At 67.8% G+C, this 16,996-nt stretch carries 19 protein-coding genes and 1 tRNA gene; 12 read left to right on the top strand and 8 right to left on the bottom strand.

Annotated elements, in window-relative coordinates; all coding sequences use genetic code 11:
• The first annotated feature begins 13 nt into the window (after positions 1-13).
• The 9 genes from xerD (at position 14) to ACIQ0W_RS04620 (ending at position 8,612) form a co-directional block, all read left to right on the top strand.
• Positions 14-961: a site-specific tyrosine recombinase XerD gene (gene xerD, locus ACIQ0W_RS04660; protein ID WP_396641642.1), complete on the top strand. Its 948-nt coding sequence runs from the start codon at positions 14-16 to the stop codon at positions 959-961.
• Between the two features lie 86 nt (positions 962-1,047).
• Positions 1,048-1,956, top strand: a complete 909-nt coding sequence (locus ACIQ0W_RS04655; protein WP_396641658.1) for a ParA family protein — start codon at positions 1,048-1,050, stop codon at positions 1,954-1,956.
• Positions 1,940-2,770 carry a segregation and condensation protein A gene (locus ACIQ0W_RS04650; protein ID WP_396641641.1) on the top strand — a complete coding sequence of 277 codons (831 nt, stop codon included), beginning with the start codon at positions 1,940-1,942 and terminating at the stop codon, positions 2,768-2,770. Before ACIQ0W_RS04655 ends, ACIQ0W_RS04650 begins: the two co-directional genes overlap by 17 nt.
• Complete coding sequence (gene scpB, locus ACIQ0W_RS04645; protein ID WP_396641640.1) at positions 2,760-3,371, top strand: SMC-Scp complex subunit ScpB; 612 nt, start codon at positions 2,760-2,762, stop codon at positions 3,369-3,371. The genes ACIQ0W_RS04650 and scpB overlap by 11 nt, the downstream gene beginning before the upstream one ends.
• 136 nt (positions 3,372-3,507) lie before the next feature.
• Positions 3,508-4,314: a pseudouridine synthase gene (locus ACIQ0W_RS04640; RefSeq protein WP_396641639.1), complete on the top strand. Its 807-nt coding sequence runs from the start codon at positions 3,508-3,510 to the stop codon at positions 4,312-4,314.
• A gap of 9 nt (positions 4,315-4,323) precedes the next feature.
• A complete protein-coding gene (locus ACIQ0W_RS04635) occupies positions 4,324-5,439 on the top strand; it encodes a prephenate dehydrogenase (protein ID WP_396641638.1) in 1,116 nt (371 codons plus the stop codon).
• A complete protein-coding gene (gene cmk, locus ACIQ0W_RS04630; protein ID WP_396641637.1) occupies positions 5,432-6,136 on the top strand; it encodes a (d)CMP kinase in 705 nt (234 codons plus the stop codon). Before ACIQ0W_RS04635 ends, cmk begins: the two co-directional genes overlap by 8 nt.
• Entirely contained in the window at positions 6,133-7,656 is a 1,524-nt protein-coding gene (gene der / locus ACIQ0W_RS04625; RefSeq protein ID WP_396641636.1) for a ribosome biogenesis GTPase Der, read from the top strand. The genes cmk and der overlap by 4 nt, the downstream gene beginning before the upstream one ends.
• A gap of 50 nt (positions 7,657-7,706) precedes the next feature.
• Positions 7,707-8,612 carry an NUDIX domain-containing protein gene (locus ACIQ0W_RS04620; RefSeq protein WP_396641635.1) on the top strand — a complete coding sequence of 302 codons (906 nt, stop codon included), beginning with the start codon at positions 7,707-7,709 and terminating at the stop codon, positions 8,610-8,612.
• 10 nt (positions 8,613-8,622) lie between these two features.
• Here ACIQ0W_RS04620 and ACIQ0W_RS04615 read toward each other — a convergent pair whose 3' ends face one another.
• Complete coding sequence (locus tag ACIQ0W_RS04615) at positions 8,623-9,069, bottom strand: MarR family winged helix-turn-helix transcriptional regulator (protein WP_396641634.1); 447 nt, start codon at positions 9,067-9,069, stop codon at positions 8,623-8,625.
• 64 nt (positions 9,070-9,133) lie between these two features.
• Between ACIQ0W_RS04615 and ACIQ0W_RS04610 the strand changes: the two genes are divergently transcribed.
• Complete coding sequence (locus ACIQ0W_RS04610; protein WP_396641633.1) at positions 9,134-9,502, top strand: VOC family protein; 369 nt, start codon at positions 9,134-9,136, stop codon at positions 9,500-9,502.
• A 243-nt stretch (positions 9,503-9,745) separates the two neighbouring features.
• On the opposite strand, the gene ACIQ0W_RS04605 is transcribed toward ACIQ0W_RS04610, so the two are convergent.
• The 4 genes from ACIQ0W_RS04605 to ACIQ0W_RS04590 all read right to left on the bottom strand — a co-directional run bounded on the left by ACIQ0W_RS04605 (position 9,746) and on the right by ACIQ0W_RS04590 (position 13,085).
• Positions 9,746-11,029: a DUF222 domain-containing protein gene (locus ACIQ0W_RS04605; RefSeq protein ID WP_396641632.1), complete on the bottom strand. Its 1,284-nt coding sequence runs from the start codon at positions 11,027-11,029 to the stop codon at positions 9,746-9,748.
• A gap of 199 nt (positions 11,030-11,228) precedes the next feature.
• Positions 11,229-11,612: an RNA-binding S4 domain-containing protein gene (locus tag ACIQ0W_RS04600; protein WP_396641631.1), complete on the bottom strand. Its 384-nt coding sequence runs from the start codon at positions 11,610-11,612 to the stop codon at positions 11,229-11,231.
• Positions 11,609-12,328 carry a lysoplasmalogenase family protein gene (locus ACIQ0W_RS04595; protein WP_396641630.1) on the bottom strand — a complete coding sequence of 240 codons (720 nt, stop codon included), beginning with the start codon at positions 12,326-12,328 and terminating at the stop codon, positions 11,609-11,611. Before ACIQ0W_RS04595 ends, ACIQ0W_RS04600 begins: the two co-directional genes overlap by 4 nt.
• Before the next feature lie 178 nt (positions 12,329-12,506).
• Entirely contained in the window at positions 12,507-13,085 is a 579-nt protein-coding gene (locus ACIQ0W_RS04590; RefSeq protein WP_396641629.1) for a GNAT family N-acetyltransferase, read from the bottom strand.
• Positions 13,086-13,198: 113 nt separating this feature from the next.
• Here ACIQ0W_RS04590 and ACIQ0W_RS04585 point away from each other — a divergent pair.
• Positions 13,199-13,272: transfer RNA gene (locus ACIQ0W_RS04585), tRNA-Pro, on the top strand.
• Between the two features lie 183 nt (positions 13,273-13,455).
• A complete protein-coding gene (locus ACIQ0W_RS04580) occupies positions 13,456-14,616 on the top strand; it encodes a carbohydrate-binding domain-containing protein (RefSeq protein ID WP_396641628.1) in 1,161 nt (386 codons plus the stop codon).
• 94 nt (positions 14,617-14,710) lie between these two features.
• Here the strand turns inward: ACIQ0W_RS04580 and ACIQ0W_RS04575 are convergent, their stop codons facing one another.
• From ACIQ0W_RS04575 to ACIQ0W_RS04565, 3 genes are read right to left on the bottom strand one after another with little or no spacing between them, the layout of a single operon-like run.
• On the bottom strand, positions 14,711-15,757 hold the full coding sequence (locus ACIQ0W_RS04575; RefSeq protein ID WP_396641627.1) for a helix-turn-helix domain-containing protein: 1,047 nt from the start codon (positions 15,755-15,757) through the stop codon (positions 14,711-14,713).
• Positions 15,754-16,362: a hypothetical protein gene (locus tag ACIQ0W_RS04570; protein ID WP_396641626.1), complete on the bottom strand. Its 609-nt coding sequence runs from the start codon at positions 16,360-16,362 to the stop codon at positions 15,754-15,756. Before ACIQ0W_RS04570 ends, ACIQ0W_RS04575 begins: the two co-directional genes overlap by 4 nt.
• Positions 16,363-16,396: 34 nt before the next feature.
• On the bottom strand, positions 16,397-16,969 hold the full coding sequence (locus ACIQ0W_RS04565) for a TetR family transcriptional regulator (protein WP_396641625.1): 573 nt from the start codon (positions 16,967-16,969) through the stop codon (positions 16,397-16,399).
• Between the last annotated feature and the right edge of the window lie 27 nt (positions 16,970-16,996).

Here is a 16,996-nt window from a genome sequence, read left to right as displayed (position 1 = left end):
GAGCCGAACCCCGGTGCGCATCGATCGAGCCGTGACGGCGTACCTGCGCCACGTCTCGATCGAGCGCGGGCTGTCGGAGCACACGGTCGCGGCGTATCGACGGGACCTCGGCGACTATGTCGCATGGCTGACCGAACAAGGTGTGTTCGACACCACGGACGTCACCCCGGATGTCGTGGGGTGCTACATCGCCGACCGGGCCGCGGCATCCCCTCCTCCCGCCGCGTCGAGCCTGGCGCGGCTGCAGTCCTCGGTGCGGGGCCTGCACCGCCATCTCGCCCGCGAGGGGATCGAGGACGAGGATGTGTCGGCCCGGCTTCGCCCCCCGAAGGCCCCGCAGCGTCTGCCGAAGGCGTTGACGATCGACCAGGTCGAGCGGTTGCTCGCGGCCCCGTCGGGGGAGGATCCCATCGGCCTCCGCGATCGGGCCCTGCTGGAACTGATGTACGCCACGGGCGCTCGCGTGTCGGAGGTGGTGACGCTCGACGTGGACGATCTCGCGGCCGGGGGCGGAATGGGCGCGGGCGGCGCGGGCGGGAGCCGCGGGACCGGCGACATCGTGCGTCTGCGCGGCAAGGGGGACAAGGAACGCATCGTGCCCGTCGGATCGTTCGCGCGCGACGCGGTGGATGCCTACCTGACCCGGGTGCGACCCGAGCTCTCGCTGCGAGGTCGCGCCACGCCCCGGCTGTTCCTCGGTGCCCGCGGCGCGCCGCTGTCTCGGCAGAGCGCCTGGCTCGTCATCCGGGCCGCCGCCGAGAAAGCGGGGATAGCGGCCCACGTCTCGCCGCATACGCTCCGCCACTCGTTCGCCACGCACCTCCTCCAGGGCGGTGCCGACGTTCGCGTCGTGCAGGAGCTTCTCGGGCACGCATCCGTTGCGACGACCCAGATTTACACCCACGTGACCGTCGATGCCCTGCGTGACGTGTACGCGACATCGCATCCGCGGGCACGGTAACGCGTCCGACAGCACCGGCGCCCGCGCGCGCCGCCCGGGCCGAGGGTGCGCGGGTGACTAGAATCGGTCCACAGCATGGGGTTCAGATGGTGACGCAGGGAGTATCGGTGGCGGGCAGCGCGCGGGGCACGAAGAAGGCCTCCTCGACGGACGAGGCACCCCTCGGCCCGACCGGTCGCCCGTATCACGGCTTCCCCACACCGCCGAAGCTCGATTCGCACGGTCCGGCGCGCATCATCGCGCTCTGCAACCAGAAGGGCGGGGTCGGCAAGACGACCACGACCATCAACCTGGCCGCATCGCTCGCGCACTACGGCCGTCGCGTGCTCGTCGTCGATTTCGACCCGCAGGGCGCGCTGTCGGCAGGTCTCGGTATCCAGACCCACGACGTGCCGACCGTCTACGATCTCCTGCTCGACACGAAGCGCGATCCGCGCGAGATCATCGTCCCCTCGCGCACCGAGGGTCTCGACGTGCTGCCGGCGAACATCGACCTGTCCGCCGCCGAGGTGCACCTGGTCAACGAGGTCGCGCGCGAGACGATCCTGGCGCGCGTGCTGCGCCACATCTCCCGCGAGTACGACGTCATCCTGATCGACTGCCAGCCCTCGCTCGGGCTGCTGACGGTCAACGCATTGACCGCCAGCCACGGCGTACTGATCCCCATGGAGTGCGAGTTCTTCGCGATGCGCGGCGTCGCCCTGCTGATCGAGACCATCGAGAAGGTACGCGACCGCCTCAACCCCGCGATCGAACTCGACGGGGTCCTCGCAACCATGTACGACTCGCGCACGCTCCACGCCCGCGAGGTGCTCGAGCGTGTCGTCGAGGCATTCGGCGACGATGTGCTCGAGACCGTCATCGGTCGCACGGTGAAGTTCCCGGATGCATCCGTCTCGGGTCTGCCGATCATCGAATTCGCCCCCGAGCACGCCGCCGCCCAGGCCTACCTGCGCCTGGCGCGGGAACTGGTCGCGCGTGGCGACGTCGCCTGAGGCCGCGCCGGCGGTCGATGACGGGGACGGCGACGGCCGATTCCGTGTTTCGGTCACGGGATTCGACGGCCCGTTCGACCTGCTGCTCTCGCTGATTTCGAAGCATGAACTCGACATCACCGAGATCGCGCTCAGCAAGGTGACGGACGAGTTCATCTCGTACCTGCGGGCGCTCGACCCGGACGAAGAGCTGGAGCGCGCGAGCGAGTTCCTCGTCGTCGCGGCGACCCTGCTGGATATGAAGGTCGCGGGCCTGCTGCCACAGGGCGAGCTCGTCGATTCCGAGTCCGTTGCGCTGCTCGAGGCGAGAGACCTGCTGTTCGCGCGTCTGCTGCAGTACCGCGCGTTCAAAGAGGTGTCCGGATGGTTCGGCACCCGGCTGCAGAGCGAAGACACGCGGCACGCTCGTGCCGTGCGGCTGGACGAGAAGCACCGCGCAGCCGTGCCCGAGCTGGTCTGGACGCTGTCGGTCGAGGACTTCGCCGCCCTCGCGCTCCTGGCGTTCAGCCCACGCGAGATGCCGCACGTCGGTCTCGAGCACCTGCACGCGCCACTCGTCAGCATCCGCGAACAGGCGGCCGTCGTCGTGTCGCTGCTGCGCCGGGCCGAGTCGGTGAGCTTCCGCGAGCTCGTCGCCGGCGTCACGCAACCCGGTATCGTCGTGGCGCGATTCCTGTCGATCCTCGAGCTGTACCGGCATGCTGCACTCTCGTTCGAACAGGTCGAACCGCTCGGCGAACTCACCCTGCGATGGTCGGCCGAGAACTGGTCCGACGAACAACTTGCGAGCCTGGGGGCCGATTATGACCGTTGATGCTTCGACAGACTCAGCAACCGAGGGCGGCGCTGGCGCGGCATCCGTCGCCCGCCGCCTCGAGGCGATCCTGCTCGTGGTCGAAGAGCCGCAGAGCCTCGTCGCGCTCGCGACCGCTGTGTCGGCACCCGTTGCGGCCGTGCGTCAGGCGATCGAGTCGCTCGTCGAGGATTACGACGGCCGCACGGGGGGACCTCGTCGCGGGTTCGAGCTGCGCGAGGTCGGCGGGGGATGGCGCCTGTACGTTCGCGCGGAGCACGACGACCTGGTGAGCGAGTTCGTCAACACGCAGGCGCCGTCGCGCCTGTCGCAGGCAGCGCTCGAGACGCTCGCCGTGATCGCGTACAAGCAGCCCGTCACACGCGGTCAGGTCGCGGCGATCCGCGCCGTCAATGTCGACTCGGTCGTGCGAACGCTGCTGGGTCGCGGCCTCATCACGGAAGAATTCGCGGATCCCGAGACCGGGGCGATCCACTATGGAACGACCGACGCGCTGCTGGTGAACCTCGGTATCAACTCGCTCGACGAGCTGCCGCCGATCTCGCCGCTCTTGCCCGATGTCTCGGACGACGACAGCCTCGACGAGACCTTGGGGCGGTGAGCTTGGCTGACATTCCGGGTGAAACCGGGACATCCCGATCAGGTGTGTCCCCTTTTCACCCGGAATGGAGGGTGTATACCGAGCGAAAAGGGGACATGAAGCAGGAGAAGTGGGACATGGAGCGAGGGAGCCGGCGATGAGCGATGAAGAGACGGGGGCGACGGATGCCTCGGCCGACGGAGTGCGGCTGCAGAAGGTGCTCGCCCAGGCCGGCGTTGCCTCGCGCCGCGTCAGCGAAGAGTTGATCTCCGACGGGCGCGTGCGGGTAAACGGCGTCGTGGTGACCGAGATGGGTGCGCGGATTCATCCGGAGTCCGACCTGGTCGATGTCGACGGTGTTGCCGTGCAGGTCGAGTCCGGCATGCGCTACGTCATGCTCAACAAGCCCACGGGCGTCTTCAGCACGATGCGCGACGAGCGTGGGCGCCCTGACCTGACTCAGTACACAGAGGAGTGGCCCGAGCGCCTCTACAACGTCGGTCGCCTCGACGCCGAGACGAGCGGCCTGCTCATTCTCACCAACGACGGGCAGCTCGCCCACGTGCTCGCGCATCCCTCGTACGGCGTGACGAAGGTTTACATCGCGAAGGTGTCGGGCCGGGTCAGCGCCCAGACGATCTCGCAGCTGACGCGGGGGATCGAGCTCGAGGACGGACCCATCGCAGCCGACAAGGCGCGGCTCTTGGACGCTTCGGGCGGCACGAGCCTGGTCGAGCTGACCCTGCACTCGGGTCGCAACCGGATCGTGCGTCGGATGATGGCCGAGGTGGGGCATCCGGTCCGTGAACTCGTCCGCCGACAGTTCGGCCCGCTCCACCTGGGAACTCTCCCGGCGGGGCAGGCGCGGGAGTTGACTAAGGTGGAACGCGGCGCGCTGCTCACCCTTGCGCGCCGCGATGCCGCCCTCGCGAGCGACGACGAGCCGCAGGGCGACACTCAGTAGGAGATTTCAGTGACCGACACGACCACGCCACGCGTTGCCGCGCGCACCAGCGGCACCGTCCGCGTGGTCGGTGCGGGACTGCTCGGCGCGAGCGTCGGACACGCCCTGACGGCGCTCGGCGTCGATGTCGCGCTCGACGATACCTCGCGCGCACAGGTGCGTCTGGCCGTCGATTATGGTGCCGGACGGCTCAGCAGCCCAGAGGACCAGCCTCGTCTCATCGTCGTTGCGGTGCCGCCGGATGTCACGGCTGACGTCGTTGCGGCCGAACTGGCTCGCTTTCCAAACGCGGTCGTCACGGATGTCGCGAGCGTCAAGCTCGCGCCATTGCACGAACTGCGCGAGCGCGGCGTAGATCTCACGCGCTACATCGGTTCGCACCCGCTCGCCGGGCGCGAACGCGGGGGAGCGATCTCGGCCCGTTCCGACCTGTTCATCGGGCGCCCGTGGGTCGTCTGCCGTGACGAAGAGACCTCGTCTGCCGATCTCGCGATCGTCGAAGGCCTCGCCCTCGACCTCGGGGCCATGCCGATCGAGATGACACCCGAAGAGCACGACCGATCCGTGGCCGTCGTCTCGCACGTGCCTCAACTCGTCTCGAGTCTGCTCGCGGCGCGCCTGCGCGAGGCTCCCGAGCAGTCGCTCGGCCTCGCGGGTCAGGGCGTTCGTGACACGACGCGGATCGCCGCATCCGCCCCCGAACTGTGGGTGCAGATCCTCGGCGCGAACTCCGAGCCCGTCGTCGAGGTCCTCGACCAGCTCGCCGCCGACCTCGGCCGGGTCGCCGATGCACTGCGAGACCCGGATGCCGCGGGCTCTCGCCGCACGATCGCCGACACGATCCAGCGCGGCAACGAGGGTGTCGAGCGGTTGCCGGGAAAGCACGGACAGAACCGGCGCTTCGAGCAGCTCGTCGTCATGGTCGACGACACCCCGGGCCAGTTGGCGCGCCTGTTCAGCGAACTCGGCGCGCTCGGCGTGAACGTCGAAGACCTGCGACTCGAGCACTCGCCCGGAGCCCCATTCGGCCTGGCCGAGATCAGTGTGGAACCCGCGATCGTCGCGCACGCGACGGCAGGGTTGGAAGAGCGAGGTTGGCGGATGGCGGGCACGGGTAATGGGTGAAGCGACCCCGGTGGTGCCGCTGGCAACCGCCGACAACGTCATCGCGATCGACGGCCCCGCGGGTAGCGGCAAGTCGAGCGTGGCGAAGCGTGTCGCCTCGCGCCTCGGTTACGGCTACCTCGACACAGGCGCCGCCTACCGTGCCCTCGCCTGGCACGTGCTCGAACGCGGTGCCGACACGAGCGACGCGAGCGCCGTGCTGGATGCCACGGGCGACTTCGATTTCGCGATCTCGACGAACCCCGACGACACGTGGGTGCGCGTCGGCTCGGTCGATGTCGCCGCTGCCATCCGTGAACCCCGCGTCTCGGACGCCGTCAGCGGCGTGGCCCGCGTGCCGGCGATCCGTCAGGCCGTCACTAACCTCTTCCGCGCGATCATCACCGATACGCCCGAGGGCATCGTCGTGGAAGGCCGGGATATCACGACCATCGTCGCGCCCGACGCGGCCGTCCGGCTGCTGCTCACAGCGGCCCCCGAGGTGCGCGCCGCCCGGCGCAGCGCCGAGCTGGCCGGCGTGGAAGCAGCGGTCGTCGCCGACGCCCTGCACCGCCGTGATGCCTCCGACAGTGGGGTGGTCGACTTCCTGACCGCCGCCCCGGGGGTCGAGGTGGTCGATTCGACCGACCTCGATCTCGAACAGACCGTCGACGCTGTCCTCGACATCGTCGACAGAACACGAGGATTGACCCCATGAGCGCTGACGACGAATACGAAGGTCGCCCCGACCAGATCGCCGAGAAACTGGCGGATCTCGACCCCGAGTTGGTCGAACAGAGGGCGGCGACACTTCGCGCATCCCTCGCCGATTACGACCTCGATGAAGACGACGCGCACCTGCTCGCGGGAGTCGAGCGCGGCATCGACGGCATCGAGTACCTGCCCGCCCTGCCCGTCGTCGCGATCGTCGGACGCCCGAACGTCGGCAAGTCCGCCCTCGTCAACCGCATCCTGGGTCGGCGTGAGGCCGTTGTGGAGGACACCCCGGGTGTCACGCGCGACCGCGTCACGTACAAGGCCGAGTGGATGGACCGGCGCTTCTCGCTCGTCGACACCGGCGGGTGGGAACCGGATGCACGGGGCATCGACGCATCCGTCGCCGCACAGGCCGAGGTCGCGATCGATCTGTCGGACGTCGTGCTGTTCGTCGTGGACGCCATGGTCGGCCCGACGGCGACCGACGAGCAGGTCGTGAAGCTGCTGCGCAAGAGCGGTAAGCCCGTCTTCCTCGTCGCGAACAAGATCGACGACGCACGCCACGAGCCCGAGGCCGCGGCGCTGTGGAGCCTGGGTCTCGGTGAACCGCACCCCGTCTCGGCCATCCATGGCCGGGGCGTTGCGGACCTGCTCGACCAGCTCATGGAGAAGCTGCCCGAGGTTTCGGCGGTCGCCTCGCACGAGATCGGCGGCCCGCGCCGCGTCGCGATCCTCGGGCGCCCCAACGTCGGCAAGTCCTCGCTGCTCAACAAGGCGGCGGGCGAAGAGCGCGTCGTCGTGAACGAGCTCGCCGGCACGACCCGCGACCCGGTGGACGAGATCGTCGAGCTCGGCGGCAAGCTCTGGCGTCTGGTCGACACCGCCGGCATCCGTCGTCGCGTCCACCTGCAGCAGGGTGCCGATTTCTACGCGTCGCTGCGTACGGCGACCGCGCTGGAAAAGGCCGAGGTCGCCGTTGTCGTGCTCGACGTGAGCGAGTCGCTCAGCGAGCAGGACGTGCGCATCATCGACATGGTGCTCGAGTCTGGCCGCTCGCTCGTGCTCGCGTTCAACAAGTGGGACCTGCTCTCGACCGACAAGCTTGTTGACGACGATCGTCGCCGCTACCTCGAGCGCGAGATCGAACAGGACCTCGCGCACGTCTCCTGGGCGCCCCGCGTGAACATTTCGGCGAAGACCGGCCGTCACCTCGACAAGCTCGTGCCGGCGCTCGAGACGTCGCTCGAGTCGTGGGATCAGCGGATTCCGACCGGCAAGTTCAACGCGTTCCTGTCGGAGCTCGTGGCCGAGCACCCGCACCCGCTTCGCGGTGGCAAGCAGCCGCGCATCCTGTTCGGCACGCAAGCCGCGTCGCGTCCGCCGACATTCGTGCTGTTCACGACCGGATTCCTCGACCCGGGCTACCGCCGCTTCATCGCGCGTCGCCTGCGCGAGATCTTCGGCTTCGAGGGCACACCGATCCAGATCAACATGCGGGTGCGTGAGAAGCGCCAGCGCTGAGCCGGGCCCGGGGGCGCCGAACTGCCGTCCGGGTGTGAGAATCTGGACGGGTGAGCATCGAGCCCCCCGTCCCCGGTGAGCCGCGACGGCCGTTCGGGCCGCGCGACTCGGGGGATGCGTGGGTTGTTGCCGACAGTGGCGAACGCTACTGGGGGCGCTTCGGTGCGGCCGGTCTGCTCGCGTACGACACCGCTCTCGATAGCGTGCTGCTGCAGCACCGTGTCTCGTGGAGTCACTTCGGTGGCACCTGGGCGCTGCCGGGTGGCGCTCGCCACGAGGGGGAGTCGGCGATGGATGCTGCGCTGCGCGAGGCGCTCGAGGAGGCCGGTGTTCCCGGCTCGGCGATCCGCCCGCGCGCTACGAGCGTTCTCGATCTCGACATCTGGTCGTACACGACCGTGATCGGCGATGTCGTCGTGCCCTTCGCGCCGGTCATCAGCGACCCCGAGAGTCATGCGCTCGAGTGGGTGAGGGTTGACGAGGTGGTCGATCACCCGTTGCATCCCTCGTTCGAGGAGGCCTGGAGTTCGCTTCGCTCGGCGCTGCATCTGCGCCCCGTCGTGGTTGTGGACATGGCGAACGTGGTCGGGTCGGTACCGGATGGGTGGTGGAAGGATCGTGCGGGCGCGACGGATCGCCTGCTCGATCGACTGGAGGCGCTCGCTGTCGAGGGGCTCGAGGCATCCGCACTCGAGCTGCCGGCGACGCGTTGGTTCCCGCGCATCATCGCGGTCGTCGAGGGTGCGGCGCGGGGCGTCGACGATCGTGACGGGTTGGTCGAGCTCGTGCGGGCCGAGGCATCCGGCGACGACGCGATCGTGGAGGCGGTGACTGGCCTCGATGCGGGGGGCGCCGCCGTGACGGTGGTCACGAGCGACGCCGAACTTACGCGCCGCTCGGAGCGGGTTGGCGCCACGGTTCATGGGGTTCGCTGGGTGCTCGACCGGCTCGCTTAGTCGCTCTGCGCTAGACGCTGTCGTCGCGCAGTGAGCGGATCATGCTCCGCAAGACCCGCAGCGCTCCCGCTTGCTCGTTCTCGGTCATGCCCGACAACATCCGGACCTCGACGGACCGCACTGCCGCCGACGCCTGCTTCAGGCTTTCGCGGCCGCGCGGTGTCAGCTCGGTCGGGAGAACCTTGCCGACGCGTGCCTCGGTCGCCCGGGTCACGAAACCGTCGCGTTCGAGGTTCTGCAGCAGCACGTTCATCGACTGCCGTGTGACGAAGGCGCCCCGGGCGAGCTCGGAGTTCGATAGGCCCGGCCTTTGCGACAGCAGCTCGAGACACGAGTAGTGCGTGACGGTCATTCCGAGTGGCTTGAGCACTTCTTCCATGGCGGACCGGAGCGCGCTTGACGCCTCTTTCAGCAGATAGCCCAACGACGTCTGCAGATCGATACCGGTTTGACTCATGTCAGTATTCTGACATATATTTTTGTGTGTCAGAAAACTGACATTAACCTCTGAGGAGCGCACCATGCCCGCCACCGGTCCCGACTTCATCTCTCTCCAGGCGCGCGACCTCGGCGCCTCGCAGGCGTTTTACGAGCGCTACCTCGGGCTGGTCCGCTCGCCCGCCGGGCCGCCGCATGCCGTGGTGTTCGAGACCACGCCGATCGCGTTCGCGCTGCGCGACATCGTTCCCAGCACGGACTTCGCATCCGTGCCTCAGCCGGGCATCGGCGCTGCGATCTGGCTCCACGCCACGGACGTCCAGGACATCCACGACGCGCTCGTCGCCGACGGGCAGACCATCGTCTCGGCGCCGATCGACGGCCCGTTCGGCCGGACGTTCACCTTCGCCGATCCCGATGGTTACCAGATCACGCTGCACGACCGCGCGTAGGCACCACCCTGGTGGGGGTGGGCTTGGGCGCGGCGCTCGGGTCACCTCGACGGGCTCAGCGATCGCGCGCGCGGCGATCGCGGGCGTGCGGGGAACCCGGGGACGAGGCGATCGCGGGCGCGCGGCGAACCCGGGGGCCAGGCGATCGCAAGCGTGCTGGGGCCCTTCGACAGGCTCGATGGTCGAGGGTACGGCGCTGCGGGTCACTTCGACAAGCTCAGTGACAATGCGCGCGGTGGTCACCTAAAACGGTGGTGGGTCCGTGTTCGGGGTGAAGTGGATCGCCGAGGGTGGTTTGTCGATATAGACGTGACCGCCCGGTGATGTCCATTCCAGGATCCCGCCGCCGAGTTGTCGGACCGTCCAGGCCGTTTCCCCCTTGAGAGTGTGGTGTCGTTTGCAGAGGCAGGCGAGGTTGCAGACGATGGTTTCACCACCCAGCGCGTAGTCGAGGGTATGGTCGCGGTCGCATCGGTGTGCGGGTTGTCGGCATCCGGGGAACCGGCAGTGTTGATCCCGCGCCTGCAGGAACCGCTTGATGTCCGCGGACGGGGTGTATCGGTCGACGGCGAGCACGCAGCCGGTGATGGGGTCGGCGAGGACCCGGTCCCATCCGGTTGCGTGTCCCGCGAGCCGGCGTGCGGTGGCGGGGTCGATCGGGCAGCGGCCGACCAGTTCGGCGGGCTCGTCTGTCACTCCGGCCAGTGCCAGGGCGGGAATGGTGACGTTCACGATTGCGCGGATCGCTCCCAATCCGCCCTGGCCCTCCGAGAGTCCGGCCCCCGTGTCGACGGACGGGACCGTGGTCAGCAACATGTCAGCCACGAGGTCCGCCCGGATCTGATCCAGAGTGCGGGTGTCCGTTGGGTCGGCGTTCTTCAACGCCTGGGCTTGTTGCGTGATCCGGTCGTGCATCGCGTGTGCCAATACCGCGGGTTGGGTAGAGATGAATTCCGCCATCCCGTCGCCGATGTCCCGCACACACGCACCCCGCAAAGCGCGAGCCTCCTGATGGCGCTCCGCCAAGGGTCGCGGCTGCAAAGACTCCGCCAACCGCGCCAACGACGCCCCGAGCCGCCCGGGCGTCGTCCCCTCGGCTCGCACCAGCGCCTCGCGCTCGAACTCCGCCCGCGCCTCGACATCCCTCAGAGGTAGCCCGTGTTCCATGATCACCGCGACATGGCCGCGAGCGATCCGTCCCTCTTCCCACGCCGCGAAGGTGGCGGGGAACGCCTCATCCAACACGGCGGCATCGTTCATGCGGCGTTGCACGGTCCGGTCGGACATGTTCATCGCCGCACCGAGTTCCGCCGCCAATGCCCGGTACGGGAGTTCTGCTTCGCGGGAGGAGGGCGAGGCGAGTTCGGCAACCCGGCGCGCACCCACGTGCGCGGCTTTCGCGAACACGCGCGCCATCGCGGCTTCGGTACGCGCATACGCACGCCACACGTCGATGCCCTCCCCGGCGAGCTCGCGCGCGATCGCGTCCACCCCCGTCGTTTCGACGTCGTCACATATCGAATGCATGTTCGAAACTCTACGGACGACCACCGACATCCGAACCCCGAAAAGCACCCAAACCACGCCAAATTCGCGACGAAAAGATGAGAGTTCTCACATCTCACGACGTCGGCAATGGCAAGCGTGTGCCGACGCTGTTTGCGCACAGCGGGTCAGCTCGAGAACCTCAGTGACCGCTGGCTGAGCGGCCCTGGCCACAGCAGGCTTACTCCGGGCTGAAGCCGCGCAGTTTGTCGATGTCGCGGCGCTCGCGCTTCGTCGGACGTCCGGCCCCGCGGTCACGGACGGGCACGAACGCGATCTCTTCCCGCGGCGGCGGGGGAGGCGTGAGGTCTTCGTAAGCCAGCGCGGCCGCCGGGGCCCCGACGCGCTTCACGAGGGTCTGGCGGACGATCAGCGTGCGGTCGAAGCCCGCGATGCGGATGCGGACCTCATCGCCGGGCCCGATGGGCTGCGCGGCTTTGGCTCGGTCGCCGTTGACGCGCACGTGTCCCGCCCGGCAGGCCGTGGTCGCCGCCGAGCGGGTCTTGTAGACGCGGACGGCCCAGAGCCAGGCATCCGTCCGCACGCGGGATGTCTCGGTGCTCACCCGCGCACCGCCCCGGTTCGCGCCGTGAGGCGGGGCAGGCGTGTCGCGACGCCCGCCACGATGAGCCCCTGGCCGAGCGTGTAGGTCGCCATAACGAGGGGGCTCGTCCAATCGGGCATGGCCTCGGGTGTGAAGAGGCGGAACGCGAGGATGGTGTCGGATGCGAGAAAGAACGCCGCGCCGATGGCGATGATCGTGGCGGTAGCGGCCGTGCTCCCGAGGACGAGGCCGTAGATCGCGACCGCCGGAGCGATCCCGCCACCGATATGGCTCATGATGATCGGGACGAGGATGACGACGAGCAGCAGCCACCACGCGGCGTACACCAGCGCCCACGCGGGCCAGCGCTTGATGCGGACGAAGCGCCAGAACAGCACGATGTAGGCGATGTGCGCCAGTCCGAAGCAGAGCAGCATGACGGGCAGCTCGGGTGCGTAGGGGAAGAAGGTGCCCGCGCCGTCGCCGAGCCACGAGAAGGCGAGCGCGAGGAAGAGCAGGGGCGCGGGCGTGCCCCAGGCCGAGCCGCGGCCGGCCCACAGGGCCGCAACGGCCAGGAGGGGCATGAGTGCAAGCTTGGTCGGGCCTGCGACGGCTTCGGCCCCGATGCCCAGCGCTATGACGTGCACCAGCGAGACGAGGGCGTACGGGACGAATCCGATCCATGCCGGCAGTCCGGCGACACGTGCGAGGGGCGAGCGCGAAGACTCTGCGGTCATGCTGCTCCTCGTCGAGTGGGCGGACGGGCGCCTGGGCGCATGGCGGCCGGGCCCCATAATCGTTGCACGACCCACACGCTTTCGCGCGTCGGCCTGCGCCGCATGACGGCCCGCGGAACCGAGTTGCACCGGGTGGCAATGGTGAGGGCAGCGAGCTCCGGTCGCGGGGGTGCGGCGGTCACGTGCTCAGTTCGAGCTGAACGATCACCCGCTCGGGCTTCGGGCGCGCTATCTCCCGGAACCCGGCATTCAGAAACACGCTCAGGATGCCTCGGTAGAGCTCGTTCGCGGAGCGTGTGGTCATGCTCGTGTCGTTCGGATGCGCCTCGAGAATGCGGGCGCCATGCGTACGAGCGTGGTCGATCGCGGCATCGAGCAACCGCTGGTTGAGACCCTTGCCGCGGTGTTCCTTACGCACCACGAAGCACGTGACAGCCCAGACGGTCGGGTCGTCCCACGGCTCCGTTGTCGCGGCGAAGTCCCGCGTGCGCGATAGTCGCGGCTGGGTCGTGCGCGGGCCGACGCGCACCCACCCCGCGGCTTCACCGTCGACGTAGGCGATGAGTGCGGGCGAGGGGTCGGCGGCGACCTGTGCTCGCAGCATCCCTGCGCGATCTTCCCGATCGGATGCCTTGAACTGTGCGTTCGTGAGCTTCCACCACTGGCATTGGCAGCTGAGGCCGTCCCCACCGCCCGAGAAGGTGTGCTCGACGTCGTCGAAGCGTTCGGCGTTGGCGGGCACGATTGTGATCGTCATGGCCCGAAGGTAGTCCGCCCCGCCGACACGGTCGATCGCGTTCACGGGCGCGCGGACGCTCGGGTAAGATGGGGGAGTTGTCCGCGCTCAGGCGGGGGCAGAAAAGTGAACAACGGGATGTGGCGCAGCTTGGTAGCGCACCTGACTGGGGGTCAGGGGGTCGCAGGTTCAAATCCTGTCATCCCGACAGATCAGAGGCCCGGGAGCTCGTAAGAGCTTCTCGGGCCTTTTGCGTGCCCGAACCAGTCGCCGCGTCGCGCTCAGCCCCGTCGCCAACCCACTGCGGGGGCATAGACGGCGCAAAGGATCCGGATAGGGGCGCGCGGTGTAGTGGTGATCCGCCACGAACGAACTGACCCAAGGATCGACCATGAGACGACTCGCCCTGACCTCCACCGCCCTCCTGGCCTCTGCGCTCCTGGTGTCCGGATGCGCTGTGTCCGCCACCACCTCGAGTACGCCCACCGCGTCCAGCTCCGCATCGACGATCGAGTCGAGCTCGACCGTCGCTGTGGACACGAGCAACGCCAGCGGCGACATCGACTGGAGCGCTCTGCCGACGACAGAGGTGGCGCTCACCGACGACGGCCTCACCATCACCGAGGCGGGTACCTACGTCCTCAGCGGATCTACCACCGGGCAGATCGTGGTGGGCACCGACGGGAATGTGCGCATCATCCTGAATGGCGCCACCATCGCGAGTAACGCGGGCGCCGCCATCCAGGTCGATAGCGCCGAGACGACCGTCATAGAACTGGCGGATGGCACGAGCAACACCGTCTCCGACGCATCCACGCGCACCGACGAAGAGATCGACGGCGCCATCTACTCCGCGGACGACCTGATCATCACAGGTACGGGTTCGCTCGATGTCACCGCGACTTTCGCCGACGGCATCGTCGGCAAGGACGACCTGTGGATCGAATCCGGAACCATCACCGTCGAGAGTGTCGACGACGCCATCCGCGGTACCGACTCGCTGACGGTCAGCGGCGGCACCATCACGATCGATGCGGCGGGCGACGGCATGAAGTCCACCAACGACAGCGACGCCGGCGCGGGGCAGCTCGTCGTCTCGGGTGGCGACATCACGATCACCACGGGCGATGACGCCGTCAAGGCCGAGCAACAGGTGACGATCACGGGCGGCACGATCGACATCCTCGAATCCGTCGAAGGCATCGAGGCGCCCGTCATCGTGATCGACGGCGGCGAGATCTCGCTCAACGCGAGCGACGACGGTATCAATGCCGCCGCCTCGGCTATCGTCACGAACGGCCTCAACGTGACCATCAACGGGGGAGACATCACGATCGTGATGGGCTCGGGTGACACCGACGCGATCGACAGCAACGGTGACCTCACGATCACCGGCGGCACGATCGACATCACCGGTCAGTCGTCAACCGACTTCGACGGGACGGGAACGTTCTCGGGCGGAACCCTGATCGTCAACGGCGAGCAGCTCACGGAACTGTCGGGTCAAATGATGGGCGGCGGCGGCGGTGGTGGCGGTGGCGGGCGGCCGTAGGGCGTGACGTACCGACGGCGTCGGCCCGGCTGAGCGAGTCGGGCCGACGCCGTCATGCAGGCTGGAGACCGTCAACGAAACGGCAGGCTCGCATTCACACGGCTCTCAGCGCACGTCGTGGCGCATCGAACGGTGTCGGGTGGCCGTCGCGCGCGCCGACAAGGAACTGGATCTCGCTCCGCGTCAGTCCCGATTGATCGAGCCGTCGCCCGACGGATGCCGCGAGTTCGGGTTCTTCCGGAGGGATGAGTTCGCTGCCCGGTTCGCGCGTCTTCCAGCCTTTGCTATTCATCTGCCGATAGAAGCGCTGACGCTCATCGGAGGTGACTTTACCCATCCGGTAGGCGCGTTCGAAGATCGCCTGCATCGAGACGCCCCACTCCCCTTTCAGGTCGGACAGTTTGCCGAGCGAGAGGTTTGTCAGCTGCGGACCGATCACGTGGGCGGGCATGAGGAACTCGGCGGCGAATTGGTTTGCGTGATCTTCGACGTCAAGGTCTACGTACTGGCTGTGGAGGACGAGGTGGCCAAGTTCGTGCGCAACGGTGAGGCGCTTCCGATCCGTCGGGAGTGAGCCGTTGAGCACAATGACCGCGTGTTCTCCCGCCCACTGGGACATCCCGTCGATGCGGTGGGTGCCGAAGTCCTCCTCAACGACGATGACGCCGGCCGACTCGACCCAACGGGTGAGGTCTCTCACCGGACCGATGGGCATCCGCCAGGCGGCGCGGAGCATTGCCGCGGCCTGATCGGGATCATGCTCGTCAGGATCGAGCTGGATGACGTGGTTCTTCAGCTGCAACGGCACCCGCTCCAGCAAGTACGAGGAGTGCATCCGCAGGGCGTTGAGCCGGGCCTCGACCCGCTTCCAGTCTGAAGGCTTCGTGGTCTTCTGCCGGCGCATGTGAGCATCGGCCGCGATGGCACCGTGCATCCGAAACTCGTGTCGGAGGAACTCGGCCGTGACGCCGAGCGCTTCTCCGAGCTTTTCGAGCATCGCTTCATCGGGCTCGCGGAGATCGTTCTCGTAACGAGACAGAGCGGCCTGAGTGATGCCGAGACGCGTGGCGAGCTCTTCCTGGGTGACGTCTGCGGCCCGCCGGAGAACGAGAATGACATCGCCGAATCTGCGGCTCATCATCCGGACTCCTCCTCCGCCTCGCGGACGACGCGGCTGAGGTCGATCTCGGGCAGATCGGGTGCGACCGGCGTCCACGAGAACCCGGATGCGTTGCCGACGTCTCGGCGAAGCTGGATCGCCCAAATGGGATTGTCTTTGCCATCACGGAAGGACAGGATGGCGTCTCCGACGGCGCGCAGGTCGGCGTCCCAGTAGTAACCGAGGGCGAGGCTGAATGACTCGAGCCCTTCGAGAGTGAGAGTGCTGTTGGACCAGAATGCACTGGATGCCTCTGTTGGATACGCGGAGATGCGGTCGCCGGGGTGGTGTCGCTTTATGCGGATGAGATAGGTGGTTCCGCTTCGCAGCTCGCGGACTGGCTCGCGGTCACTGACGTGGATGCCCTCCATCCCGTCGACCACCCGGACCAGCCGGTCCCAGATCCGTTCGTGCAGGAAATTTGCCGTGAAGCGGGCGGTGAAGCTGGGGAACCAACCTGGCCGCCACTGCTTGAAAGCGGCAAAATCATCGCGGGCCCCGTCGACAGCATCGATGAATGCGTGCACGAACGTGTCACCCAGGTCGTCGAGTACCTGATCGCCGTCGGGATATGCGGATGAATTCATGCCAGAAAATATACCACCCCTGTGCTGATGGTGGTCAGTCTGCCTCTCCTGCAGTCTTCGAAGCTGCGGGGGTGACGAGCTGCTGGATAGCCGTTGCATAGGTCCGGATCAGTGCCTCGGGGTCCGCGTCGAGAAGCGCGGTGTCTCGCACCAGCCAGAGCGTGGACATGAGGCCGCCGACGGCCGCGGCGACGAGCCGCGCGCGCAGGTCGGCGTCGGGACCGGTGAGGATGGCGCGGAGCGGCTCGACGAAGGTGCGATCGTGGGCGAGATGGAGAGCGGATGCCACGTCGCCCGCGTCGCTGGCGCGCACGAGAGCGAGATACACGCCCCGCACCTCGTGCTCTGTGTCCATGACGTATCTGACCAGGCGCTCGCCGAGTGTCTCCAGGGGGAGCTCGAACCGCAGAGCCCACTCCGGCGGGATCTGCATGGCGTCGAGGAAGAGTTTCTCCTTCGACCCGTAGTGGCGGATGACGAGGGCGGGATCCGCGCCCGCCTGGCGTGCGATGTCGCGGATGGATGTCGCCGCGTACCCGTTATCGGTGAACAGCGAAGCGGCAGCGTGCTTGATCGCCGCCTTGCTTCGTCCTCGTTCTCCGCCCATTTCACCCTCCTCTCCGAGTATGCCCTG

The sequence above is a fragment of the Microbacterium sp. genome (assembly GCF_044340635.1).
Classification (GTDB): domain Bacteria; phylum Actinomycetota; class Actinomycetes; order Actinomycetales; family Microbacteriaceae; genus Microbacterium.
The sequence above is the reverse complement of the archived record's forward strand: the minus strand, read 5'-3'. Positions and strand labels throughout refer to the sequence as shown.

Coding starts and splice junctions, on each gene's coding strand:
- ACIQ0W_RS04655 (WP_396641658.1), top strand. CDS start 1,048: ATGGTGACGCAGGGAGTATCGGTGGCGGGCAGCGCGCGGGGCACGAAG.
- scpB (WP_396641640.1), top strand. CDS start 2,760: ATGACCGTTGATGCTTCGACAGACTCAGCAACCGAGGGCGGCGCTGGC.
- ACIQ0W_RS04640 (WP_396641639.1), top strand. CDS start 3,508: ATGAGCGATGAAGAGACGGGGGCGACGGATGCCTCGGCCGACGGAGTG.
- cmk (WP_396641637.1), top strand. CDS start 5,432: ATGGGTGAAGCGACCCCGGTGGTGCCGCTGGCAACCGCCGACAACGTC.
- der (WP_396641636.1), top strand. CDS start 6,133: ATGAGCGCTGACGACGAATACGAAGGTCGCCCCGACCAGATCGCCGAG.
- ACIQ0W_RS04615 (WP_396641634.1), bottom strand. CDS start 9,069: ATGAGTCAAACCGGTATCGATCTGCAGACGTCGTTGGGCTATCTGCTG.
- ACIQ0W_RS04610 (WP_396641633.1), top strand. CDS start 9,134: ATGCCCGCCACCGGTCCCGACTTCATCTCTCTCCAGGCGCGCGACCTC.
- ACIQ0W_RS04605 (WP_396641632.1), bottom strand. CDS start 11,029: ATGCATTCGATATGTGACGACGTCGAAACGACGGGGGTGGACGCGATC.
- ACIQ0W_RS04595 (WP_396641630.1), bottom strand. CDS start 12,328: ATGACCGCAGAGTCTTCGCGCTCGCCCCTCGCACGTGTCGCCGGACTG.
- ACIQ0W_RS04590 (WP_396641629.1), bottom strand. CDS start 13,085: ATGACGATCACAATCGTGCCCGCCAACGCCGAACGCTTCGACGACGTC.
- ACIQ0W_RS04580 (WP_396641628.1), top strand. CDS start 13,456: ATGAGACGACTCGCCCTGACCTCCACCGCCCTCCTGGCCTCTGCGCTC.
- ACIQ0W_RS04575 (WP_396641627.1), bottom strand. CDS start 15,757: ATGATGAGCCGCAGATTCGGCGATGTCATTCTCGTTCTCCGGCGGGCC.
- ACIQ0W_RS04570 (WP_396641626.1), bottom strand. CDS start 16,362: ATGAATTCATCCGCATATCCCGACGGCGATCAGGTACTCGACGACCTG.
- ACIQ0W_RS04565 (WP_396641625.1), bottom strand. CDS start 16,969: ATGGGCGGAGAACGAGGACGAAGCAAGGCGGCGATCAAGCACGCTGCC.